20 protein-coding genes are annotated in these 24106 nt (G+C 73.0%); 12 read left to right on the forward strand and 8 right to left on the reverse strand.

What is annotated here, in order from left to right; genetic code table 11:
• Nucleotide 1 precedes the first annotated feature (1 nt).
• Together HD595_RS25005 and HD595_RS25010 are read right to left on the reverse strand one after the other, a co-directional pair.
• Nucleotides 2-970 carry an anti-sigma factor RsbA family regulatory protein gene (locus HD595_RS25005; RefSeq protein ID WP_253773003.1) on the reverse strand — a complete coding sequence of 323 codons (969 nt, stop codon included), beginning with the start codon at nt 968-970 and terminating at the stop codon, nt 2-4.
• A gap of 176 nt (nt 971-1146) precedes the next feature.
• Nucleotides 1147-1995: a DMT family transporter gene (locus HD595_RS25010; RefSeq protein ID WP_253773005.1), complete on the reverse strand. Its 849-nt coding sequence runs from the start codon at nt 1993-1995 to the stop codon at nt 1147-1149.
• A 90-nt stretch (nt 1996-2085) separates the two neighbouring features.
• Here HD595_RS25010 and HD595_RS25015 point away from each other — a divergent pair, with 90 nt between their 5' ends.
• From HD595_RS25015 to HD595_RS25035, 5 genes are all read left to right on the forward strand, one after another.
• Nucleotides 2086-2661: a helix-turn-helix domain-containing protein gene (locus tag HD595_RS25015; RefSeq protein ID WP_175604809.1), complete on the forward strand. Its 576-nt coding sequence runs from the start codon at nt 2086-2088 to the stop codon at nt 2659-2661.
• Nucleotides 2662-2803: 142 nt separating this feature from the next.
• Nucleotides 2804-3109, forward strand: a complete 306-nt coding sequence (locus HD595_RS25020; protein ID WP_253773007.1) for a hypothetical protein — start codon at nt 2804-2806, stop codon at nt 3107-3109.
• A gap of 7 nt (nt 3110-3116) precedes the next feature.
• Nucleotides 3117-3896, forward strand: a complete 780-nt coding sequence (locus HD595_RS25025; RefSeq protein ID WP_253773009.1) for a polysaccharide deacetylase family protein — start codon at nt 3117-3119, stop codon at nt 3894-3896.
• A 33-nt stretch (nt 3897-3929) separates the two neighbouring features.
• Complete coding sequence (locus HD595_RS25030) at nt 3930-4583, forward strand: DUF2461 domain-containing protein (RefSeq protein ID WP_253773011.1); 654 nt, start codon at nt 3930-3932, stop codon at nt 4581-4583.
• Nucleotides 4584-4754: 171 nt separating this feature from the next.
• Entirely contained in the window at nt 4755-6632 is a 1878-nt protein-coding gene (locus tag HD595_RS25035; RefSeq protein ID WP_253773013.1) for a DUF2079 domain-containing protein, read from the forward strand.
• Between the two features lie 2417 nt (nt 6633-9049).
• Here the strand turns inward: HD595_RS25035 and typA are convergent.
• Nucleotides 9050-10900 carry a translational GTPase TypA gene (gene typA / locus HD595_RS25040; RefSeq protein ID WP_253773015.1) on the reverse strand — a complete coding sequence of 617 codons (1851 nt, stop codon included), beginning with the start codon at nt 10898-10900 and terminating at the stop codon, nt 9050-9052.
• A 231-nt stretch (nt 10901-11131) separates the two neighbouring features.
• Between typA and HD595_RS25045 the strand changes: the two genes are divergently transcribed.
• From HD595_RS25045 to HD595_RS25060, 4 genes are read left to right on the forward strand one after another with little or no spacing between them, the layout of a single operon-like run.
• Nucleotides 11132-11884: a hypothetical protein gene (locus tag HD595_RS25045; protein WP_253773017.1), complete on the forward strand. Its 753-nt coding sequence runs from the start codon at nt 11132-11134 to the stop codon at nt 11882-11884.
• Between the two features lie 52 nt (nt 11885-11936).
• Nucleotides 11937-15689, forward strand: a complete 3753-nt coding sequence (locus tag HD595_RS25050) for a LuxR C-terminal-related transcriptional regulator (RefSeq protein ID WP_253773018.1) — start codon at nt 11937-11939, stop codon at nt 15687-15689.
• A gap of 55 nt (nt 15690-15744) precedes the next feature.
• The gene (locus tag HD595_RS25055) at nt 15745-16116 is read left to right on the forward strand and encodes an AMP-binding protein (protein WP_253773020.1); all 372 of its coding nucleotides are present in this window, start codon (nt 15745-15747) and stop codon (nt 16114-16116) included.
• 10 nt (nt 16117-16126) lie between these two features.
• The gene (locus HD595_RS25060; protein ID WP_253773022.1) at nt 16127-16888 is read left to right on the forward strand and encodes an alpha/beta hydrolase; all 762 of its coding nucleotides are present in this window, start codon (nt 16127-16129) and stop codon (nt 16886-16888) included.
• Nucleotides 16889-17210: 322 nt separating this feature from the next.
• On the opposite strand, the gene HD595_RS25065 is transcribed toward HD595_RS25060, so the two are convergent.
• Both HD595_RS25065 and HD595_RS25070 read right to left on the reverse strand, forming a co-directional pair.
• The gene (locus tag HD595_RS25065) at nt 17211-18644 is read right to left on the reverse strand and encodes an aldehyde dehydrogenase (RefSeq protein ID WP_253773024.1); all 1434 of its coding nucleotides are present in this window, start codon (nt 18642-18644) and stop codon (nt 17211-17213) included.
• A gap of 132 nt (nt 18645-18776) precedes the next feature.
• A complete protein-coding gene (locus tag HD595_RS25070; protein ID WP_253773026.1) occupies nt 18777-19187 on the reverse strand; it encodes a hypothetical protein in 411 nt (136 codons plus the stop codon).
• Between the two features lie 165 nt (nt 19188-19352).
• On the opposite strand from HD595_RS25070, the gene HD595_RS25075 reads away from it, so the two are divergent.
• On the forward strand, nt 19353-20246 hold the full coding sequence (locus tag HD595_RS25075) for a coiled-coil domain-containing protein (RefSeq protein ID WP_253781306.1): 894 nt from the start codon (nt 19353-19355) through the stop codon (nt 20244-20246).
• A 32-nt stretch (nt 20247-20278) separates the two neighbouring features.
• On the opposite strand, the gene HD595_RS46040 is transcribed toward HD595_RS25075, so the two are convergent.
• Nucleotides 20279-20404, reverse strand: a complete 126-nt coding sequence (locus tag HD595_RS46040) for a hypothetical protein (RefSeq protein ID WP_301309591.1) — start codon at nt 20402-20404, stop codon at nt 20279-20281.
• Nucleotides 20405-20529: 125 nt separating this feature from the next.
• Nucleotides 20530-21876, reverse strand: coding sequence for a GH1 family beta-glucosidase (locus HD595_RS25080; RefSeq protein ID WP_253773028.1), 1347 nt, complete (start codon nt 21874-21876; stop codon nt 20530-20532).
• A 92-nt stretch (nt 21877-21968) separates the two neighbouring features.
• Between HD595_RS25080 and HD595_RS25085 the strand changes: the two genes are divergently transcribed.
• Nucleotides 21969-22607, forward strand: coding sequence for a TetR/AcrR family transcriptional regulator (locus HD595_RS25085; protein ID WP_253773030.1), 639 nt, complete (start codon nt 21969-21971; stop codon nt 22605-22607).
• 56 nt (nt 22608-22663) lie between these two features.
• Here the strand turns inward: HD595_RS25085 and HD595_RS25090 are convergent, their stop codons facing one another.
• A complete protein-coding gene (locus HD595_RS25090; RefSeq protein WP_253773032.1) occupies nt 22664-23599 on the reverse strand; it encodes an aldo/keto reductase in 936 nt (311 codons plus the stop codon).
• 89 nt (nt 23600-23688) lie between these two features.
• On the opposite strand from HD595_RS25090, the gene HD595_RS25095 reads away from it, so the two are divergent.
• Nucleotides 23689-24048, forward strand: a complete 360-nt coding sequence (locus HD595_RS25095; protein WP_253773034.1) for a MerR family transcriptional regulator — start codon at nt 23689-23691, stop codon at nt 24046-24048.
• Nucleotides 24049-24106: the final 58 nt, after the last annotated feature.

The following is a 24106-nucleotide window of genomic DNA, read 5'->3' on the forward strand; positions in this document are numbered from 1 at the left end:
CTCACCCCGCCCCCGTCCCCCGCCGCCCGCCCAGGCGCATGTGGAGCCGCACGCGCAGCGTCCCGTCATCCGTGCGCAGCTCCACCAGGTCGCAGAGCTGGCGGCTGATCCAGAGCCCGTATCCTCGCGAGGATTCGGGCTCCGGTGGTATGTAGCCCGGAAGCGGGTCCTCCAGCGCCCCGCCCGGGTCGGCCAGCTCGCAGATCAGCTCCCGCCCGTTGACCCACATCGTGATCGTCCCGTGCCCGGCGCCGTGCTCGACGCTGTTGGCGGCGATCTCCGACACGCTCAGCACCAGTGACGCGGCCCGGTCGCGGTCCATGCCGGCCGCCCGCGCGTAGTCGCCGACCGTGTGCCGCAGCCGCCGCAGCTCCGGCGCGGTGAACCGCACCGACTCCACCTGCCCGCTCGGGCCCGGCAGGGGCTGGTCGTCGCCGGTCAGCACCAGTTCGTGCGGCTCGACGAAGCCGGGGCTGGGCGTCTCGCCGTACGGGCCGAGCAGGTACGGGTGGGTGAGCGGGACGTGCGCGCGGGCCTCCTCCGGCACGTCGCGCGGGCCGTACAGGCAGAGCAGCTCGGCCGCCGCGCCGCCGAGCGCCGCGTTGACCACCGACTCGTAGCGGATCCACTCGCGCACCTCACGCTCGCCGTGCCCGGGCCAGGGCGGCTCGCCGACCACCAGGGTGCGCCGGCCCAGGGTGTACTCGTGACAGGCCGCGAGCGCGCGGTGCGGGTGGGCGTACCAGGAGGCGCGGGCGCGGCTGTCGAGGCGGCGCGCGTCGTCGCCGCCGAGCGCGTCCCGTAACAGCTCCAGCCGGGCGTGGGTGACGACCGCCAGCACCCGCCGGCCCTCGCGCAGCGCGGCGCGCACGCGCGGCAGGAGCAGCCGCAGGAGGTCGTCGTCCGAGTCGTACGGCACCGCGACATGCCTGAGCGACTCACCGTCGGGTCGTGCCCGGTCAGGGCGCACGGCCGAAACGTAGCAAGCGCTTGCCACCTGTGCAACGGGCCAGGCCACGCGGGGGTCGGAAGTGTCATGCCCCCGACGAGGCGAGGCGGATCTCAGGCCCCCGACGACGCGAGGCGGGTCTCAGGCCCCCGACGACGTGAGGCGGGTCTCAGACCCCCGACGACGTGAGGCGGGTCTCAGGTCCCCGACGAGGCGAAGGCGATGAGGGAGACGGCCGCGAGCGCACAGGTCACGCCGGTCACCTGGATGGGGCGCAGCCGCTCGCCCAGCACCTGCCGGGCCAGCAGCAGCGTGCTGGCCGGATAGAGCGCGACCAGCACCGCGACCAGGCTGACCAGCCCCTGCCGCTGGGCGAGCAGGTAGAGCACGTTGGCCAGCATGTCGAGCACCCCCGCGGCGGCGATCACGCGCCACGCGCCGCTCCCTGGCCGCAGCGCCCGCCGCGTGGCCAGGGCGACCAGCGCCACGGCGGCCACCGACGACAGGCGGGCACCCATGAGCGGCCACAGCCCCGAGTCGTCCGGAGCCAGGTCGAGCAGCACGAAGAACCCGCCGAACCCCGCGCCGGCGGTCAGCGCCATCAGCACCGAGCCCCGGGAGCCGCCCCGCCGCGCCGGCGACCGGTCCTGGCTGACGAGCAGGACCGAGCCGAGCGCGAGCACGACGCCGGCCATGGCCAGCGCCTGCGGACGCTCGCCCTTGGCCAGCCCCCACAGCACCGGCAGCGCCGCCGAGGTGACCGCGGCGACCGGCGCGACCACCGACATCACGCCGGTGGCCAGCGCCCGGTAGAACAGCACGAGCCCGCCCGCGCCCGCCAGCCCCGCCGCGAGGCCCCACAGCAGCGCCGGGCCACTCGCCAGGCCGGGCAGCAGCGGCAGCATGCCGGCGATCAGCGCCAGGCCGGCGAGCTGCGAGAGCACCACGACCGCCAGCACCGGCGATCGCCGGGTGGCCAGCCCGCCGAAGAAGTCGGCCGTGCCGTACACCACGGCGCACGCGGTCGCCAGGATCACCGCAGTCATGTGCTCTCACCGTCCAGTCCATTGTGTTGCACTCCCAGTACAACACATAAGGTGCACCAGACTGCAAATCGATATCACTACACTGCACTCATGGAAGACCCCGAGACGATCACGCAGGCCATCGCCAACAACGTGCGCGCCCAGCGCTCGCACCGCGGCCTGACCCTGGACGCGCTGGCCGCCCGGTCCGGCGTCAGCAGGGGCATGCTCGTGCAGGTCGAGCAGGGGCGGACCAACCCCAGCGTCTCGACGCTCACCCGGATCGCCTCCGCTCTGGGCGTCACCGTGGCGCGGCTGGTCGAGGTCTCCGACGTGCCGACGGTGCGGATCGTCGAGGAGGCCGACGTGGTGACGTTCGACCAGGGCGACGTGCGGGCCCGGCTGCTCGTCGGCGCGGACGAGCCGATGATCCTGGAGCTGTGGGACTGGCGGCTGGCCCCCGGCCGTCACCACGACGGCGACGCCCATCCGCCCGGCACCCGCGAGATGGTCACCGTGCTGGAGGGCGAGATGACCCTCACCGTGTACGGCCGCAGCCACCTGGTCCGGGCCGGCGCGGCCGTCCTGTTCACCGCCGACCGCCCGCACCGGTACGCGAACCTGGGCCACGAGGAGCTCCGCCTGATCATGGTGGTGGCCGAGCCGCGGGAGGCCCCCGACCACTGACCGGTTCCGGCCGTCCCGATGACGCCGAACGGCCTCCTCGTCACGCTCTGGAGCTGCATGATGACGACATGTCATTGTCGGCTGTGAGCCGTGGGTGGGTACATCCCTGTGTGTGCGTCCGATCGCCGGCAGGGGGTGACGCGTGACCGAGGCCAGCGCGGCGACGGAGCGGCTCCGGGCCGAGCTGCGCGTGCTCGGCGTGACGACCGCGTACGAGATGGGCGACGACGTCACGATGCCCGTCTGGATCGGGCTGGTCGTCCGCTACCGGGACGGGTTTTACCGATGGCAGGAAGGACCGGTCAAACGTCGGCATTTGGGTACGGATGCGGTCGGATGTGCCATAAGGGTGGCGCGTCGCTTCGCGGAACTCCAGGCTGATGTCCCACTGTGGTGGGATGACCTGGCCAAAGAGTCGCGCGGGCCCCTGGCGCAGGACTACCCGTAACCGGACCGTGGCGGTGCTGCTCGCGGCGATCCTGTGCGCGGGGTGCGGCACCACGTCCACGACGCCCGCCGCCGCCCCGCGCCCGCCCGTCATCGCCGACCCGGGCGTGCTCGCCCGCCGCCTGGCCGCCGTCCAGCCCGACTGGCCCGCCCGCCGGGTGGTCGACTGCCGGCGGCGCAAGTGCGTCGCGCTCACCTTCGACGACGGACCCGGCGAGTACACCGGCAGGCTGCTCGACATGCTGCGCGACCGGCACGTGCGGGCCACGTTCTTCGTGCTCGGCGAGATGGTGGCCGCCGACCACGCCGGGTACACCCGCCGCATGGTGGAGGACGGGCACGAGCTCGGCAACCACACGTGGAGCCACCCGCCGCTGACCGCCATGTCCGACGAACGGCTCAGGAGCGAGCTGGCCGACACCGAGGCCATCGTGCAGCGGACCACCGGCGTGCGCATGCGGCTCATGCGGCCGCCGTACGGGGCGACGGACTCCCGGGTCGCCGAGCAGGCGCGCCTGGAGGGGCTGGCGCAGATCCTGTGGAGCCTCGACACCCTCGACTGGCGCGACCGCGATCCCGGGATCGTGGCGCGGCGCGCCGGCGCGGCCGTCCCCGGCTCCATCGTGCTCATGCACGACATCCACCCGACCAGCGTCGCTGCGGTGCCCCGCGTGCTCGACACGCTGGCCAGGAAGGGCTACCGCTTCGTCACGGTGTCGGAGCTGTACGGCAGGGCGCCGCTGCCGGGCCGGACGTACACCGGCGCCGAGAACCCGAAGGAGCGGTGAGGGGTTGTCGGTGCGGCATGGCAGGCTGGCCCCATGGGTTTCACCGGCTTCCCCGACGAGGCGTTCGTCTTCTACGAGGGCCTTGAGGCGGACAACACGAAGACGTACTTCACCCGCCACCGCCACCTCTACGAGGAGGCGGTGCGGGCGCCCATGCTCGCGCTCACCGAGGAACTGGCCGCCGAGTTCGGGCAGGCCCACCTGTTCCGGCCGCACCGCGACGTGCGCTTCGCCAAGGACAAGTCGCCGTACAAGACCCACCAGGGGGCCTTCGTCGACCGCATGCCGGGCATCGGGCTGTACGTCCAGATCGGCGCCGACGGGCTGTTCACGGCGGGCGGCTGCTACACCCAGGCGCCCGACCAGATCGCCCGCTACCGCGCGGCGGTCGCCGAGGACCTGTCGGGCGAGCCGCTGGAGGCCGTGGTCGCCGAGCTGCGGGCGGCCGGCTACGAGCAGGGCGGCGACCGGCTGAAGACCCGGCCCCGCGACTACCCGCCCGACCACCCGCGCATCGACCTGCTCCGCCACCGCTCGCTGCACGCCGGCCGCCGCTTCCCGCCGGAGCCGTGGATCCACACGAAGGAGGTCGTGGAGCGGGTGCGCGAGGGCTGGCGGGCGTACGCGCCGCTGGTCGACTGGCTGGCCACGCACGTACGGGGGAGCGAGCTGCCCCGCCGCCGCTGACCGGACCCGCCACCGCTGCGCGGGCGCGATGATGGGGCATGTCGGGATCCGTCACGGCTGCCGCAGCGGCGACGGGAAAGCACGCCGAGCACGTCTCGCAGGCCACGCCGGGTACGGAGCGCGCCGCGTCGAGGCGTGCCGGCGCGGTGTCGGCAGGAGGAACGAGACGGCGTGACGGCGCAGCGGGCGGGGGAGCGTGACGGCGATGGGCGGCGTCCACCGGTATGGGTGCGGGAGCGGGGCGGCGTGACGGGTGCGGGCGGTGGCGTCCGGGTGGGGGAGCGGCGGGATCGGTGGGTCCTGGCGGCGATCACGGCTGTGGCGGCCCTGCTCTACGGCGCGGTGTCGTTCGTGCGGTTCGCGGGGTTCCGGGCCGGGGCGTACGACCTGGTGATCTTCGATCAGGCGGTCCGGTCCTACGCGCGGCTCGGCCTGCCGGTGGCCGTGATCAAGGGCGTCCACAACGACTTCGGACCCGGGTTCACCGTGCTGGGCGACCACTGGTCGCCCGTCCTCGCCGTGCTCGCGCCCCTCTACTGGATCCACGACGGCCCCGCCACGCTGCTCGTCGCGCAGGCCGTGCTGCTGGCGTCGGCGGCCGTGCCGCTGTGGGTGTTCACCCGGCGCGCCCTGGGCGTCCGCGCCGCGCACCTCGTGGCCGTCGCCTACGCGCTGTCGTGGCCGGTCGTGGAGACGGCGGCGTTCGACTTCCACGAGGCCGCGTTCGCGCCCCTGCTCACCGGGCTGCTGCTCGAACGGTGGCAGGCCGGGCGGCGCGTCCACGTCGTGCTCGCCGCTCTCGCGCTGCTGTGCGTGAAGGAGGACATGGGGCTGCTCGTCGCCGGGTTCGGGGCGATGCTGCTCGGCCGGCGCGGGTGGCGGGCGCTGGGCGCGGCCCTGGCGGCCGGCGGGCTCGCGGCCACGTGGCTGGCCTCGCAGGTGCTGATCCCGCTGTTCGGGGGCCGGGCCGACTACTACTGGGCGTACGGCGCGCTGGGGGCCGACGCGGGAGCCGCGGCCCGCACCGCGCTGACCGACCCGCTGGCGGTGGTGGCGCAGCTCGGCAGCCCGCCCGTGAAGCTGCTCACGCTGCTCCTGCTGCTCGGCGTCACGCTGCTGGCGGCGCTGGGGTCGCCGATCCTGCTCATGGCGGCACCCCTGCTGGCCGAGCGGATGCTGGCCAGCTCCTTCCCCAACTGGTGGGTGCCCGAGTACCACTACAACGCGTTCGTCGTGGTCGTCGTCCTCGCGGCGGGGGTGGACGGGGTCCGCCGCCTGTGCGACCGCCTGGAGGCGCGACGGGCGCCGTGGGGCGCGCGGGCGGCGCGGGCGTGGGCGGTCGGGGTGGTGGCGTTCGCCGTCGCGAGCGTGCCGTTCTTCGCGCTGGCCGACCTGGCCGACCCCGCCTCCTACCGGCGTGACGCGCGGGAGAGCGCCGCCGCCGCGGCCGTGGCCGCCGTGCCGGACGGGGCGCTGGTCGAGGCCGCCAACAACCTCGCGCCCGCGCTGTCCGGCCGCGCCACCGTGCTGCTGTGGGACCGCACCCCGCGCCGGGCGCCGTGGGTGGTGGCCGTGGTGGACCGCCGCACGTTCCCGTTCCCGGACGTGGCGGAGCAGCGGGCCCGCGTGCGGACGCTGCTCCAGCAGGGCTACCGGGTACGGTTCGCCGAGGCGGGCTACGTGGTGCTGTCCTCGGCGACGGGTTGGCCCGGGCGAAACGCCCGCGCCACCCGTGGGCCGCCCTACTTGGACGTCGAGGTGGTGACCTGTCCGTCGCCCTGGAGGATGCGGTCCACCGTCTGCCCGGCCGCCGAGGTGGCGGCCGCGGTGACCGCCGCGATGATCACCGCGAGCAGCGGCGTGGCCAGGCTGCGGACGCTGCGGATGTTGCGCACCCGCGCCCACGGCTCCCCGGCGAGGTGCATGATCCGCCACTCCCAGTACAGCCCGAGGCCGATGCACACCAGGGCCACCTCGCCGCCCACGATCGCCACGACCTGCACCTTGTCCAGTCCGCCGATGTCCGGCTCGACCAGCGTCGACAGGTAGCCGGACAGCTCGGTGGCCAGGGCGGCGGCCATGAGGTAGAGGGCCTTGGTCATGGGCTGGGTGCCCCGGATCCGGGGGTAGAAGTACCCGAACAGGAACCCGAAGGCGGGCAGCGCCAGCAGGTAGCGGATGTCGAACACGAAGCTGCTCAGGTCCACCCCGTTGGGCCGGCCGTACAGGAACGCGAACGGCAGGCTCAGCAGCAGGCTCACCACGAAGCCGTACACGCCGTTCACCCACGGCGGGCATCCGGCGGCGGTGGCGAAGGCCGTCTCCGGGTCGCGTCCGTGCAGGCGCAGCGCCTCCTCCAGGGCCTGCCGCCGCTCGTCGAAGTCGTCCATCGTCATCTCACCCGCGCCGATCTTGCCGCGGCCGATCCGGTACAGCTCCTGCTCGGAGATCAGCAGCAGCCGCTTGTGCAGCGCGGCCCTGATCAGCTCGCGGTGCTCGTCGGCGGAGGTGGGCTCGACCACCGACGGGTGCGGGGTGACCAGCAGCCAGCGCGCCGCGAGCCAGGCGACGATCGAGGTGATCGACAGCAGCGGCAGCGGCACGTCGCTGTCGGCGATCGTGATGCTGCCGCGCGGCGTCAGGTACAGCACCATCAGCCCGGCGATCATCGTGCCCTCGGCCGACGGCAGGCTGAGCGCCTGGAGCGAGCCGCCGAGGCGGCGCAGCCGCAGCACCAGCAGCCCGAACCCGAGCAGCAGCAGCCCCAGGATGCCCCGCATCAGCGGGCTCAGCGGCAGGTCGCCCAGCTTGGGCTCCACGCCCGGCGTGGCGAGGGGCAGGCTCCACGACCCGGCGTCCAGCCACTCGGTGGGCCAACCCTGCACCAGGAAGCTCGCGACCACGGCCACCACGACCGCCCGTCTCGACCACTGCCGCGTGGCCACGGCGACCGCGGCGATGGGGATGAGCGCCCAGCCGAGGGACAGCACGAGCCGCACGCTGTCGGGCGGGTAGACGCCGTCGGCCAGCGCCTTCGTCCACAGCCCGAGTGCCAGCAGCGCGACCGCCGACCCGGCGGCGAAGGCGGCCAGCCGTACCGCGACCATGCGGATGCCGAGGTCGGCGCTGAAGCCCACGGCGGAGCCGGCGGCGGCCAGCGCCGCGATGGCGGCGCCCGTCAGCAGCGTGCGGCCGGGGAGCTGCTCGTGCAGCCACGACCAGGACAGCATGCCGACGCTCAGCAGCACGCCGAGACCCGTCACGCCCAGCACCTCGCGCACCGTCCACGGCGGGCTCGTCGGCAGCACCCGGCCGGCGTGCCAGACGGCCAGCGCCGGCACCGCCCCGAACAGGATCACGTACGCGAACGGCGTGAACTCCTTGACCAGGAGCGGGATCAGCAGGGTCGGCGCGGCCAGCGCCAGGCCGATCGCGAACTCCCGGTTGACCGTCTGCCGCCACCAGGCCATGCCCATGGCCCGTAAGACGTACCAGGCGAGCACCACCGCGGTGCCGATGCCGAGCGCCGTCGCCCACGAGAAGTCGTCCTCCTCCTCGCGGTCGGGGAACCCGTAGGAGTCCTGGGCCAGCGTCACGCTCACCGGGTAGTACCCGACGGCGAACTCCAGCCGCTCCGGATCCTCCCGCGACGGCCGCACGCCCTGCACGCGCAGCGGCGTCCACTCGCCGGGGAACACCGTGACCGCGCGCCGCAGCACGATCAGCGGCCGGCCGGTGGGCGTGCGGAAGCCCAGCTCCATCAGCTCGCCGGGCTGGAGCTGGCGCAGCATCGTCACCCGGAACTCGACCGTGGTGTGCCCGGCGGAGGTGGTCAGGACCGGCGCGAGCCGCTTCGTCGGGGCCAGCACGGTGCCGAGCACCTTGATCGCGCCGAACCCGTCGTCGGTGAAGCGCTGGATGCCGCCGGGGAACTCGCTGCCCTGCCGCAGCGTCGCGGCCAGGTCGTCGGTGGCGCGCATCCGCAGCCGGTGCGTGATCGTCACCTTGACCTGGCTCTGCCGCTCGTCGATGCGCCCGGCGGGCACGCCGGTCAGGTCGGCGCGGCTCGCCCGGCTCAGCACGACCTCGGTCGTGGCCTCACGCTCGGCCGCGAACCCGGCCGCGGTGCGCCCGGCCGTCAGCTCCCACGTGTCGGGGACCTCGGGGCCCGCCGGACGCGCGGGCGCGACGACCGGCCGGGCCGCCACGACGCACCAGAGGATCGCCGCCAGCGAGACCATGGCCAGCCCGAACGCGACGACGATCCGGAGCTTCCCCACAGTGTGGATGATCCATGGGCAGGGCCGGATGTTCTGCGTAGTGGGGTAACGGTGTGGTCACACCTGTCCGAACAGCCGGAGAACCCGGCTGTCAGGACGCGGGCACGAGCACCGCCGACGGCCGGACGCGTCCACGTCCGGCCAGGTCACGGCTTCAGAGGCGCTCTGGTGTCAGGCGCTCTGGCGTCAGGCGCGCTTGGCGCGGGCGGCGGCGCGGTTGCGGGTGGCGGCGTCGAGGACGACCTTGCGGATGCGCACCGCGTCGGGCGTGATCTCCACGCACTCGTCCTCGCGGATGAACTCCAGGGCCTGCTCCAGCGACAGCACGCGCGGCGGGATCACCTTCTCGGTCTCCTCGCTGGTGGAGGAGCGCATGTTGGTGAGCTTCTTCTCCTTGGTGATGTTGACGTCCATGTCGTCGGACCGGGAGTTCTCGCCGACGATCATGCCCTCGTACACCTCGGTGGTGGGCGAGACGAACAGCGTGCCGCGCTCCTGGAGGTTGAGCATGGCGAACGCGGTGACCGGGCCGGAGCGGTCGGCCACCAGCGAGCCGTTGTTGCGGGTGCGCAGCTCGCCGAACCACGGCTCGTAGGAGTCGAAGACGTGGTGGACCAGGCCGGTGCCGCGCGTCTCGGTGAGGAACTCGGTGCGGAAGCCGATCAGGCCGCGCGCCGGGACCACGAACTCCATGCGGATCCAGCCGGTGCCGTGGTTGGTCATGTGCTCCATGCGGCCCTTGCGGACGGCCAGGAGCTGGGTGACCGCGCCGAGGTACTCCTCGGGGCAGTCGACGGTCAGCCGCTCGACCGGCTCGTGGACCTTGCCGTCGATGAGCTTGGTGACCACCTGCGGCTTGCCGACGGTCAGCTCGTAGCCCTCGCGGCGCATCTGCTCGACCAGGATGGCCAGCGCCAGCTCGCCGCGGCCCTGCACCTCCCAGGCGTCGGGGCGGTCGGTCGGCAGGACGCGCAGCGACACGTTGCCGACGAGCTCCTTCTCCAGGCGGTCCTTGACCATGCGCGCGGTGACCTTGGCGCCCTTGACCTTGCCGACCAGCGGCGAGGTGTTGGTGCCGATGGTCATCGAGATGGCCGGCTCGTCGACCGTGATCAGCGGCAGCGGGCGCGGGTCGTCGGGGTCGGCCAGTGTCTCGCCGATCATGATCTCGGGGATGCCGGCGATGGCGATGATGTCGCCGGGGCCCGCCTCCTCGGCCGGCTTGCGCTCCAGCGCCTCGGTCATCAGCAGTTCAGTGATCTTGACGCGCTGGATGGAGCCGTCGGTGCGGCACCAGGCCACCTGCTGGCCCTTGCGCATCACGCCCTGGTGGATGCGGCACAGGGCGATGCGGCCGAGGTAGGAGGAGGCGTCGAGGTTGGTGACGTGGGCCTGCAGCGGGGCGCTCGGGTCGTAGGTCGGGGCCGGGATCGTCGACTTGATGATGTCGAACAGCGGCTCCAGGTCGCCGGAGTCGGGCATGCCGCCGTCCTCGGGACGGTTGAGCGAGGCCCGGCCGGCCTTGGCCGAGGCGTAGACGATCGGGAAGTCGATCTGCTCCTCGGTCGCGTCGAGGTCCATGAAGAGCTCGTAGACCTCGTCCACGACCTCCTTGATGCGCGCGTCGGGCCGGTCGACCTTGTTGATGCACAGGATGACCGGCATCTTGGCCGACAGCGCCTTGCGCAGGACGAAGCGCGTCTGCGGCAGCGGACCCTCCGAGGCGTCCACGAGCAGCACGACGCCGTCGACCATCGACAGGCCGCGCTCGACCTCGCCGCCGAAGTCGGCGTGGCCCGGGGTGTCGATGATGTTGATGGTCATGCCGCCGTGCTGGACCGCCGTGTTCTTGGCGAGAATGGTGATGCCCTTCTCGCGCTCGAGGTCGTTGGAGTCCATCACGCGGTCGTCGACGTCCTGGTTGGCGCGGAAGGCCCCGGACTGCCAGAGCATGGCGTCGACCAGCGTGGTCTTGCCATGGTCGACGTGCGCGATGATCGCGATGTTCCGCAGGTCGTCGCGGCTGTTCAAGGGCATGATGACGTCTCGCTCTGTGTCGGTGGGGGCCGCCGCGCGATGTCGCGGCTCAGTCAAGTCTAGTTGATCCCTGGTCATGGCACGTGCGGACGCCCTGCCAAGGACGTACGACGCCATCTTGGACGAACCGGGGCAGGCTCGGCGCGGGACGGGCGCCGTCGGCCAGACGTACATAGCGGGATGCACAATTGTGCGCATGCCTCAGCCGTCTGGGGTCCCTACATTGTCGCCATGACCTGGACGGAACTGGTTATGGGGGCCGCGGCCGAGCACGACGGCGACCCGACGATGACCGACGTCCGCACGGGGGAGGTGCTGGCCCGCAGCGCGTTCGCGCGCCGCGTCGCGCACGTGGCGGGCGGCCTGCGCGCCGGCGGACTCCGCTACGGCGAGCAGGTGCTGATCGACCTGCCGATCGGCATCGACCTGGCCGTCGCGGTCCACTCCGTCGTCTGGGCGGGCGGCGTGGCGGCGCTCCACTTGCGCGGCCCCGCCCGGATGATGATCGCCCAGCGCCTCCAGGGCCCCGTCAGGGCCGACGTGGAGCACGTCTTCACCGTGGAGCCGTCACCGGGCGCGAAACCGTTCACCGACCTGGAAGGCGAGCGCACGGTCGACTTCGGGCCGCTGTGCGGCCCCGCGCTGGTCCTGTACAGCGGGCGCACCCTGCGGCTGGAGGAGCTGACCGGCCACCTGCGCGAGATCGACGAGGAACTGCTGCTGGAGGAGTGGGACACCGTGCTGGCCGCGGTGAGCGCCGAGCCCGACCCGTTCAAGGGGCTGTGGGTGGTGGACATCGCGATGACCGCGGGCTCCAGCGTGGTGATCGCGCAGGAGCCGTCGGTCCTCGGCTGCCGCATCCTGATCGCGGAGCACGCCGTCTCGGTCACGATCGCCTCCTCCGAGCTGGCCCGCAAGCTCTCCACGGATCCGGAAATACACGTTCTGGACGAAAGAGCGATCGTGAGGTCCCTCGGCCTCTGAGAAGTGCGACACTGTGGGAAAGTGTGATCGTTCCGTGACGCAGGGTGACCACATGTCGCAGCCCCCCATGCACAACCTTCCGGCCGAACCCAACCGCTTCGTCGGTCGCGAACGCGACCTCGGCGACCTGTGCGCGCTGCTCGCCCCCGACATACGCGCTCATGGGGGCCCGCCGGACGCGGGTCCCGGGGCCGCTCCGGCCGGCGGGGCCCTCCCGGTGCCGCGTCCGGGCGGCCACGACGGCCACGGGCGGAGCGAGCGGCCGGAACGGGTGGACGCGTTCGACCGGCTCGCCTTCGGACCGGGCGGGCCGAACGATGAGCGTGAGGACCACCCTCGCGAGGGAGAGGGCGGCTGGGCGCGGCTGGTGACGCTGTGCGGGGTCGGCGGCATCGGCAAGACCAGGCTGGCGCTGCGCGTGGCCGCCCGGCTCGTGCCGAGCCGTCCCGGCGGGGTCTGGCTGGTCGAGCTGGCCCGCATCACCCGGCCCGAGCTGGTCGCGGGCGAGATCGCCAGGGTGCTGGGCGTGCGCGAGGAGCCCGGCCGTCCGCTGCTCGACACCGTGACCGCCCGGCTGGGCGACACGCGCTGCCTGCTCGTGCTGGACAACTGCGAGCACCTGATCGACGCGTGCGCCCGGGTCAGCGCCGAGCTGGTGGCCTCGTGCCGGCACGTGGCGATCCTGGCGACCAGCCGCGAGCCGCTGCGCATCACGGGAGAGATCGTCTGGCGGGTGCCGCCCCTTGACCTCCCACCGCCTCTCGACCTCCCTCCGGCCCTCGACCTTCCCCCGGCTCTCGATCTCCCCGCGTCTCTGGGCCTTCCCGCGGCGTCGGGCCGCCCCGCGGCGTCGGGCGTCTCACCGGCTCTGGCCGCCGCGGCCTCCGCCTCATCCGTTCTCGGCCGGCTCCTCGTACGCGCCGCGCGGTCGGGGACGCCCGCCACGTCGGACGACGCCCTCCAGGGCGGCGCCATGCCCGCGGACGGCGCTGCGGCGCAAGGGGCTCCGCCCGGCCAGGACGCGTCCCCCGGGTGGGACGCCGTTCCCGCGGGGGTCGTCCTGTCCGGAGTCGGCTCCAGCGACGAGGCGCCCGCGTCGGCGACCCTTCCCCCCGGGGAGGACGCGGCGCCGGAACACTCCCTCGGGGCCGAGGAGCCTTGGGCCGGGCCGGACGAGGTACGGGCCGGGGCGTGCGCGAGCGGCCAGGACCACGACCCGTGGGCGGTCGCGAGGGCCTACGACGCCGAGTCCGTGCGGCTGTTCCGGGAGAGGGCCGCGGCCGCCGGGGCCCGGCTCGGCCTGGAGAGCCTGCCCGACGTGGTGCGGCTCTGCCGGGCCCTCGACGGCCTCCCGCTCGCGCTGGAGCTGGCCGCCGCCCGTACGAGCCTGCTCACCCCCGGGCAGATCGCCGACCGCGTCGACGACCGCTTCTCCCTCCTGACCACCGGCGGGCGCACCGCCCCCGAACGGCACCGCACGCTGCTGGCCACGATCGAATGGAGCCACGACCTGCTGTCGCCGCGCGAGCAGGTGCTGCTGCGGCGGCTGTCGGTGTTCGCCGGCCCGTTCGACCTGGAGCTGGCCGAACGGGTGTGCGCGCAGCCGCCCATCTCCGAGGCCGAGATCCTCGACCTGCTCGGCGGGCTGGTCGACAAGTCCCTGGTGCTGCGCGACGACGGCCGGGGCCGCTACCGCCTGCTGGAGACCATCAAGCGGTTCGCGGCGGGCCGGCTCCGCGAGGCGGGCGAGCGCGAGATGCTGCGCGAACGCCACCTCGACGTGCTCTGCGAGCTGCAGGAACGCCACTTCTCCGCGGAACTGGTCGAGCCGCGCCTGCCGTGGGCGCGGCGGCTGGCCGCCCTCGACGCCGGGCGCGCCCTGGCCGACGACCAGCGGGCGGCGCTCGACTGGGCGATCGAGTCCGGCGACGCGCGGCGCGGGCTGTGGCTGTGCTTCCACAGCACGAGCCTGCTGCCCGTCAGCGGTCCCACCGAGGTCGTCGGCTGGGTGGAACGGCTGCTCGCCCTCGACCTGACCGAGGTGCCGGACGAGCAGGTCGCGCGGGCCAAGGCGTACCTCGCCTACGGCCTGGAGGCGCGCGACGAGCTGGTCCGGGCGCTGGAGCTCGTCACGGAGAGCATGGGGCGGCTCGGCGACGCCGGGCCGTTCCCGACGGGCGTGATGCACAGCCTGTGCGTCATGCTGCTGCTGCGCCTGGGACGGCCGGACGAGGCGCTGCGCCACGCCCAGGAGGGGCTGGCGCTGGCCCGCGCCGCCGCCGACCCGTGGAACGAGGCGGCCGCCCTGGCCGGCCTGTCCGCGGTCGCGCTGGTCCACGGCCGGTTGCGCGAGGCGCAGCGCCACGCCGAGGAGGCGTTCCTGCGGGCCCGCGAGCACGGCCATCGCTGGATCATGGCCCGTACGGCGGCGCAGCTCGGCGCGGTGGCCGAGGCGCGCGGCGACCTGGTGACGGCGATGACCCACTACGACAGGGCCGTGCCGTGGCTGCGGGAGCTGGGTTGCGGGCCGAGCAGCGGGGTCGATCTGTCCCGGTGCCTGGCCAGGATCGGCCGGGTGGCGGCGCTGCTGGGCGAGTACGACGTGGCGCGGGAGCGGCTGGCGGCGAGCCTGACGCTCAGCACGCGCGCCGGTGAGCGGCGGGGAGTGGCCCGCTGCCTGGTCGGGCTCTCGGTGCTGGCCGAGGCCGAGGGCGACCTGGAGGGCGCGGTACTGGCCGCCGCGGCGGCCGCCGCGCTGCGCGAGACGATCCGCCAGCGTTCCGGCGGCACGCGGGTCGAGGAACTGCTCATCCGGGCGGGAGCTCGGCTGGGCGAGGGGCGTACCGCCGCGTTGTGGGCGGGTGGCCGGGAGGCCGACCCCCTTGACGTCGCCGGATTCGTCCTCGCGGGCCGGGAAGGGGCGCCGCGGCCGGGGGTTCCGTTCGGCGGCTCGGGGGACGCGCGCGGTCTGAGCGTGACGGACCTCGTGGCCGCGGGCGATCTCCCGGCGAGCGAGGTGATGGCCGCCGCCGGGGCGGTGCCTGGCGTGCCAGGGATGTCGGCCGGGGTGGTGTCCGGGGTGCCGGAGATGTCGGCCGGGGTGGTGTCCGGGGTGCCAGGGATGTCGGCCGGGGTGGTGTCCGGGGTGCCGGAGATGTCGGCCGAGGTGGTGTCCGGGGTGCCAGGGATGTCGGCCGAGGTGGTGTCCGGGGTGCCGGAGATGCCCGCCGGGATGGTGTGCGGGGTTCCGGGGATGTCGGCCGGGGTGACTCCCGGGGTGTCAGGGATGCCCGCCGGGGCGGTGTCCGAGGTGGTGAGGGTGCAGGCCACAGCGGTGTCCGAGGTGGCGAGGGGGCCGGTCTTGGCGGTGCCCAGGGCGGCCGACATACCGCCCGTGCCGCTGCAAGCGGGGCCGGTCGAGCCGACGGGTCAAGCGCCGCGAGCCGCGCCGGTGGCCATGGCGAGGCACGCTGGGGCCGCGAGCCAGGCGGGGCCGGGGTCGCTGGACCAACCAGGGCCTGTGGGGTCAGCAGGGCAAGAGGGGTCATTGGGGTCAATTGGTCAAGCGGGGCCGGTGGGGCCGGTGGCCGTCGCTCAGGTGCGGCGGATGTTGCTGACCGCGCGCGAGCAGGAGATCGCCGCGCTCCTCACCCGGGGCCTGTCCAACCGGGCCATCGCCGCCGAGCTGGTGATCAGTCCGGCGACCGTGGCCCGGCACATCGCCAACATCATGGAGAAGCTCGGCTACAGCTCGCGCGCGCAGATCGCCGTCTGGGCGACCCGGCACCTGGGCACTTCTGCATAGCGATCTGCATAATCCGCCCCATGCACGGCCGGCGGCCGGCACCTACCGTGGCGGCATGGAGGAGCGCATCGTCATGGTCGACTGGGGCACGGGCGTCGGCCTGACCGAGGGGCAGCTCGACGAGCGGTCGGCCGCGGCCTCCGCGCAGTTGCGGCGGCGGGGCGTGCGCGCGGGCGACACGGTGGTCATCTGCCTGCCGGTGGGGCCCGACCTGCTGGTGGCGACCGACGCGGTGATCGCCGCCGGGGGAGTGGCCTGGCCGGTGCCGGTCGAGCTCGACCCGTGGCACCTGCGCCGGCGCATCCTCGCCAGCCGCGCCCGCGTCATGATCTCCGATCTGCCGCAGGCCATGGACGCCGCCGACGGCTCCCACGTGCGGATGGTGGTCAGCGTGGCCGACCTGGGGAGCGACGGCGACGGGTCGTAGGCTCGGCTTCATGCCGCTCGCACCCAACTTCCCCGTCATGCTCCGCACCGAGGACGGCGTCCGCATCGACGCCGCCCACACGCCTCCCGCGGCCGGAGCGGGCGACGAGGTCGGGATCGTGGTGGCGCACGGGTTCACCGGGTCGTGGCGGGAGCGCACCGCGCGGCGCATCGTCCACGTGCTGAGCGGGTACGGCGGCGTGATCGGCTTCGACTTCCGCGGCCACGGGCGCTCCGGGGGCGAGACGACGGTCGGCGACCTGGAGATCCTCGACGTGGAGGCCGCAGTCCGGCACGCCCTGGTGATCGGCTACCGGCGGATCGCGGTGGTGGGCTTCTCGATGGGCGCCTCGGTCGCGGTGCGCCACGCGGGGCTGCGCGGCGGCGTGGGAGCGGTGGTCTCGGTGAGCGGACCGGCCCGCTGGTACTACCGGGGCACCAAGCCGATGCGCCAGGTCCACTGGGCCATCGAGCGGCCCCTGGGCCGGTGGGCGGCGCGCGTGGCCAAGCGCACGCGGATCGCCCGGGGCCAGTGGGACCCGGTCCCGATGCCGCCGTACGAGGCCGCGGCCCTCATTTCGCCGACGCCGCTGCTGGTCGTCCACGGGGACGCGGACGCGTTCTTCCCGCTGGAGCACGCCCATCAGCTCTACGACGGCGCGCGCGAGCCGAGGGAGCTCTGGATCGAGCCCGGTTACGGTCACGCGGAGTCCGCGGCGACCCCCGAACTCATCCATCGCATCGGAAAGTGGATCACAACGAACCTTTCCTGAGTAATACGCGTCTACCTAGAGCGGATGGAAGAAATCCGCCGGGAGAAAGTCCTTGGGGAAGGAAACCGCCGCCGGCGGTATCCGTAGGACATACTTCATGTATCCGGGTGGTTGCTCACAGTGATCCACATCAAGTGGGTCGTGGCTTTTGCCTTCTGACGATCAGGGGGCACGGTCGCACCTCTGGTGGCCTCCGTTCAGGAGGCCTCCACGGGCTGCTGCGGAGCAGCGCCCAGCGTTGCGGGGGCGCGCTGGGTGCTCGCCGATCCCGGGCGGGGCTCCGGTGCGTTCGCGCCGGAGCCCCGCCTCGTGAGAGGGCCGCTCAGCCCAGTCGCATGATCGACTTGTGCTCCAGGTAGCCGGTCAGTCCCTCCGGGCCCAGCTCGCGCCCGACGCCGCTCGCCTTGTAGCCGCCGAAGGGCGCGTTGGCCTCCAGCGTGAAGCAGTTGATCCCGTACGTGCCGGTGCGCACCTGGCGGGCGACGTCCATGCCGTGCTCGGTGTCGGCCGTCCAGACCGTGCCGGCCAGGCCGTAGTCGCTGTCGTTGGCGATGCGGATCGCGTCGGCCTCGTCCTCGTACGGGATGACCGACAGGACGGGCCCGAAGATCTCCTCGCGGGCGATGCGCATGTCGTTGCTCACCCCGGCGAAGACGGTGGGCGTGACGTACCAGCCCCGCTCGTACGGCCGGTCGAGCCCGCCGACGACGACCTTGGCGCCCTCCTCCATGCCGATCCTGATGTACCCCTCGACGCGGTCCTGCTGGCGCCGGGCGACCAGGGGGCCGATGCCGGTGGCCGGGTCGGCGGGGTCGCCGACCTGCTGGGCGGAGACCATGCCGGCCACGGCCTCGACGACCTCGTCGTACCGGTTGCGCGAGGCCAGGATGCGGGTCTGCGCGATGCACGCCTGGCCGTTGATGAGCAGCGAGGCGATCGACAGCATGCCCATGCTGGAGGCCAGGTCGGCGTCATCGAGGATGATGGCCGCCGACTTGCCGCCGAGCTCCAGGCTGACCCGCTTGAGCTGCTCGCCGCAGAGGGAGGCGATGCGGCGGCCGGCGGCGGTCGAGCCGGTGAAGGCCACCTTGTCCACGCCGGGGTGGGAGACCAGGTGCTCGCCCGCCTCGCGGCCCGCGGCCACGATGTTGAGCACCCCGGCCGGGATTCCCGCCTCCAGCGCCATCTCGGCCAGCGGGTAGGAGTCGAGCGGCGTCTCGGGCGCGGGCTTGAGCACGACCGCGCACCCGGCGAGGAGCGCGGGCGCGATCTTGGTCATGGCGACGAACTGCGGGACGTTCCACGGCACGATGGCGGCCACCACGCCCACCGGCTCGCGGCGCACGGTCGTCGGTCCGAACATGCCGGGCCGCTGCTCCTCCTGGGCGAACGTGCGGCCCAGCTCGGCGTAGTACTGGAGCGTGCCGATCGGCTGGGGCACCTGCGCGAGGTGGGAGAAGGTGATGGGGCAGCCCATCTCCTCGGTGATCAGCTCGGCCATCTCGTTCTGCCGGGTCGTGTAGATCTCGGCCAGCCGGCCGAGGACCTCGGCGCGTTCGGCGAAGGTCATGCGCGGCCAGGGGCCGCGGTCGAACGCCTCGCGCGCGGCGGCGACCGCGCGGTCCATGTCGGCGGCCGTGCCGTCGGGCACGCGGCCGACGACCTCCTCGGTGTGGGGGGAGACGACGTCGATCGTTCCGGTGCCCGCGGGGGCGACCCACTCGCCTCCGATGAACAGCGTGTCGTGCTGGCGCATGTCGTGAGCCTCCTGCTTGACCGGATGCTTGGTTGGGAAAGGGGACGCCCAAGCCGACCGAACCATGTTCTGTGCGTGCGCGCAAGAGGGGTGCGGCGCCTGCGCCGCACCCCTCCGTGACGCCTCCTCAGGTCAGCGCGGGGCACCGATCAGGTGCTTCGGCGACCGCTTGACCACGTCGGTCCGCTCGGCCTGCGTGGACGGGCTCTCCACGCCCGAAGCCGAGGTGGACGGTGTCCTTCGTGGTGATGCCGGCGCCCTCCTCGAATCGAGGGGGACGAGCCCTCCGGCGGGCTCGCGACGCTCCAGCCGCCGAGGTCGCCCTTCGAACGACGTCTGCTCGGCCGCCGCGCCGTCGAGCGTGAGCGCGACGTCGTCGAGGAAGACGCCGGCGCCCTGGGTGCCCCAGTCGCTGATGTACGAGACCGACAGCTCCACCTTCCTGCCCGCGTACGGGGTCAGGTCGATCTTCCACCGCTGCCGGCCCGCCGAGTTGCCCAGGTCGAGGATCGCGGCCACGAGTGCGGCTGACGTTCGAGACACGGGGTGTCCGGCAGGGCTCAAATCTTTATTCCGCTCTTAGAACCGACAAACCGTGATTTATCGCGATATAGGTCGGCAAAGGTGTGCCGGTTCGGTCGTTCAGGTGACAGTAATCAAGATCATCTTCTATAGTTTCGGACCGTCTAAGAGGGGAGGACGGGCGTGATGGTCGGTCGCGTCGCCCTGCTGGCCGTCCTTCTCTCCGGCCTGCTCTTACTCCCCCTGCCGCGGGCCGCCACAGCCGCCCCCAACCCCGCCGAACTGCGCAAGCTCACTCAGCAGGCGAAGGAGCTCAACGAGCGCTACCGCGGCCAGATCCAGAGCCTGGAGGAGATCAAGCTCCAGGTCCGCAGGGCGGTCAAGACCTCGGGCGCGCTCAAGGCCCGGCTCGCCCGCGCCAGGGCGGACGTGTCCGCGATCGCCCGCAACACGTACATCATGGGCCCCCTCGACGGCGTCGGGCTGCTGGGCTACGGCGGCGACCCGTCCACGGCGCTCAGCCAGGCGGCGAACATGAGCCACATCGCCGCCGAGCGCGCCGCCCGGGTCCGCCAGGTCGAGAAGCTCATCGAGGACGCCAAGAAGGCCGAGGTCGCGGCCGACGACAAGGTGGCGAAGCTCAAGCGCGAGATCGAGGTCATGAAGGGCAAGCGCCGCGACATCGAGCGCCTGCTCGCCAAGTACGGCTTCCAGCAGCCCGGGGGCGCCGAGGGGCTCACGCCGCGCATGATCGCGGTCCGGGCCGCCATCATGGCGAACTTCCCCATGCCGTACGGTGTCGGCTGCCTGCGCCCGGGCGACCCCGGCGAGCACGGCAAGGGGCGGGCCTGCGACTTCATGATGTCCAGCGGCGGCCGTGCCGCCAGCGGCGCCGACGAGGAGCGCGGCGACGCGCTGGCGGAGTGGCTGATCCAGAACGGGTCGAAGATCGGCGTGATGTACATCATCTGGAAGCAGCGCTACTACGACATCCGGTCGGGCGGCGGCTGGGACCCCATGTCCGACCGGGGCGGCGTCACCGCCAACCACTACGACCACGTCCACGTGTCGGTCTTCTGACGGATTGCGGGGGTGACGTCCGCCGAGGGTGGTCAGGCGATCACGAGATGGCGATGGAGCCCCACCCCGATCATGGCCAGGTCGTCGCGCATGACCAGTGGTTCGATCTCCTCCGGCCATGCCCCGATGCTCAGCGGCGCGGCGCCGGCGAGCGCCACGACCTTGACGCGAGAGCACCACGTATCGCGAGTACGGCGTCAAGGCCGCCGGCGCATGGCGATCTTCGGCGGATCGGTCCGCGTCGGGAGCGGGGCGCGCCGGCGCGCCCCGCCGCGGGGTGCCGCTACGCCCGGAGCGCGGCGGCGATGTGGTCGCGGTACCAACCGTAGGACGCCTTCGGGGTGCGCTCGCCGGTGGCGAAGTCCACGTGGACCAGGCCGAAGCGCTGGTGGTACCCCTCGGCCCACTCGAAGTTGTCCAGCAGCGACCAGACGAAGTAGCCCCGCACGTCCACGCCCTCCTCGCGGGCCCGCTCCAGCGCGGCGATGTGGTCGCGGAGGTAGGCGACGCGCCCCTGGTCGTCCACGCCGTCCGGGGTCAGCTCGTCGTCCTGGGAGCAGCCGTTCTCCGTGACGTACACGGGAGGCAGCGCCCGCCCGTACCGCTCGCGCAGCCCCGTGAGCAGCTCGCGCAGCCCGTCGGGCACGACCGGCCAGCCGAAGGCGGTGACCGGGTACCCGGTGACGCCCGCGTCGGTGAACGGCAGCATGTCGTCGGAGGGGGCGGCGATGCGGGTGGGGTTGTAGTAGTTCACGCCGAGGCCGTCGAGCGGGGCGGAGATCACGTCGAGGTCGCCGTCACGGAGCCCCAGCGCCGCGCTCAGCTCGGGCCCCTCGCCCGCCGCGCCGTCCGGCCGGACCCCGTACGCCGACAGATCCGGATACGTCCCGAGCAGCACCGGGTCGTTGAACAGCCGGTTGTGCAGGGTGTCGTAGGCCGTGGCGGCGGCCAGGTCCTCCTCGGACGCCGAGGCGGGCCAGACCGGCGTGCAGTTGTTGGTGATCATCACCTCGCGCGCCCCCGCCGCCCGCAGCGCCTGCGCGGCCAGGCCATGGGCGAGGAGCTGGTGGTGGGCCACGGGCAGCGCGTCGAGCAGCAGCGTCCGGCCCGGCGCGTGGACGCCCAGGCCGTACCCCCAGGCCATGTGGATGAACGGCTCGTTGAGCGTGATCCAGGTGCGGACGCGGTCGGCGAGCCGCTCGGCCACCACGGCGGCGTACTCGGCGAACAGCCCGGAGACGTCGCGCTCCAGCCAGCCGCCCCGGTCCTCCAAGGCCTGCGGCAGGTCCCAGTGGAACAGCGTCGGCACCGGCGTGACGCCGGCCTCCAGCAGCCCGTCCACCAGCCGCTCGTAGAAGTCGAGCCCCTTGGGGTTGACCGCGCCGGAGCCCTCGGGCAGGACGCGGCTCCAGGCGATCGAGAAGCGGTAGGCGTTGACGCCGAGGCCCGACATGAGCGCCACGTCCTCGCGCCAGCGGTGGTAGTGGTCGCAGGCCACGTCGCCGGTGTGGCCGTCGCGGACGCGGCCTGGCTGGTGGACGAACGTGTCCCAGACGGACGCGCCCCGGCCGTCCTCGGCGACGGCTCCTTCGATCTGGTAGGCGGCCGTGGCCGTGCCCCACAGGAACATCGCGGCTCCTCAGTTATATGCGAGTGTGGCTCATGTTAACTGACGGCAAAGCGAGATCCTCTACCTGCCGGTAATGGGCCAGGATGGAGGACATGACCAGTACCTTGCGGCGCCGTCCCGCCCAACGCCGCAGCCTTGAGCGGGTCGAGCGCATGCTCGACGAGTGCGCCGTGCTGCTCGACGAGGTCGGTTACGAGGCGCTCACGACCAAGGAGGTCGCGCGCCGGGCCGAGGTGCCGATCGGCACGTTCTACCAGTTCTTCCCCGACAAACAGGGGCTCGTGCGCGCGCTCGCCCGGCGCAACCTCGACGCGTTCCTGCGCCGGATCACCGAGCGGCTCCCTCAGGCGACCCTCGACCACTGGACCGACCTGATCGACCTGGCCATCGACGAGTTCGTGGCCATGAAGCGGAGCACGCCCGGGTTCGGGGTGGTCGACTTCGGCGAGGTGCTGGTGCGGCCCGGCGGCCCCGCCCTGGAGGGCACCAACCACATGCTCGACTCGGCGCTGGAGAACAACGCGATCGTCGCCGACCGGCTGCGGACGCTCGCGCGCGAGCGGCTGGGCGCCCCCGCGGGCGAGGGTTTCGACCGCGCCCTGATCGTGGCGGTGGAGGCCACGGACGCGGTGCTCAAGCTGGCGTTCCGCACGGACCCGGCCGGCGACGCCGACCTGATCGCCGAGTGCAAGCTGCTCGTCCGCCGCTACCTCTCCGACCACCTGCCCTGACGCGCCACCTGCCCGGACGCGCCACCTGCCCGGACGCGACCCCGGCAGCGGAACGGCTAGCAGGCGGCGTCGAGCCGGGCGCGGACGTCGTCGTCCAACTTGATGTGCGCCGCCGCGACGGCCTCGTCGAGCTGGGCCGCCGTGGACACCCCGACGATCGGCACGTGCCCGTCGGCCATCAGCCACGCCAGCACCACCTGGTTGACGGTCACGCCCAGCTCGGCCGCCACCTCGCGCAGCGTCGCCAGCCGCCGGTCGGTGCCGGGGTGGTCGTAGGACTCGGGCAGCGGCCGGTCGGGGCGGGTGTAGCGGCCGGCCATGAGCGTGTTGTACGCCCACAGCGTCAGGTCCCGCTCCGAGCTCAGGTAGTCGAGCATGTCGTCCGTCGCGAGCCGGTGCCCGCCCTCCGCCAGCCGCGTGAACGGGCGGGGCCGCAGGTAGGTGTGGCGGAGCTGCGCGTACGTGTAACGCACCCAGCCGTGCGCGGCCGACACGGCGCGCGCCCGCTCCAGCCGCCAGGCCGGCATGTTGCTGGCGCCCAGCTCGTGGATCTTGCCCTGCGCGGCCAGCTCGCCGAACGCCCCGAGCGTCTCCTCCAGCGGCACGGACCGGTCCTCGATGTGCGACCAGTACAGGTCGATCCGGTCGGTGCGCAGGCGGCGCAGGCTGCCCTCGACGCCCCGCGCGACGGCCGCCGCCGACAGCCCCTCGGCCGAGTCCAGCGTGGTGTCACCCGGCACCGTGGGCCGGGCGCCCACCTTCGTGCTCACGAAGACCTCGTCCCGGTTGCCGCGGGCGGCCATCCACGCGCCCAGCGTCAGCTCGCTCTCGTCGCCCGTGCGGCCCTCCATCCAGAACGGGTAGTTGTTGGAGGTGTCCAGCATCCGCCCGCCTGCCTCGAAGAACCGGTCGAGCAGGGCGAAGGAGTCCTGCTCGCTGACCGCGGTGCCGAAGGGGATGGTGCCGAGCACGATGTTCAGTCCGGTGTTCATGGGCATGACTGTCCGGCCTGGAGCGCGCTCCATGTCAAGCGGGGCTGGAGCTTGACCTGGAGTCGGCTCCAGGTGAGATCCTTGGCGGCGTGACCGTCTACACACCGGCCGAGGCGGTCGAGGAGACCGGCTTCACCCTCGACACCCTGCGCTACTACGAGAAGATCGGCCTGCTGGAGCCCGTCGAACGCAACGCGGCCGGTCAGCGCCGCTTCAGCGAGGAGGACCTGAGCTGGCTCGGCATGATCCGCTGCCTGCGCGACACGGGCATGCCGATCGCCGAGATGCTGCGCTTCGCCGAGCTGGTGCGGGCGGGCGAGCACACGATCCCCGACCGGATCAGGGTCCTGGAGGAGCACGACCGCCGCGTGCAGGCGCAGATCGCCAACCTCGCCGAGCGCCAGCGCTACATCAACCACAAGATTTCCTACTACCGCAGCGTCCTCTAGCCCGGACTTGGGGCCGCGGCTGCTAGACCAGAAGCCATGGCCGGGCCCGGGGCGAGAC

It is taken from the genome of Nonomuraea roseoviolacea subsp. carminata, from assembly GCF_024172185.1.
GTDB classification, from domain to species: domain Bacteria; phylum Actinomycetota; class Actinomycetes; order Streptosporangiales; family Streptosporangiaceae; genus Nonomuraea; species Nonomuraea roseoviolacea.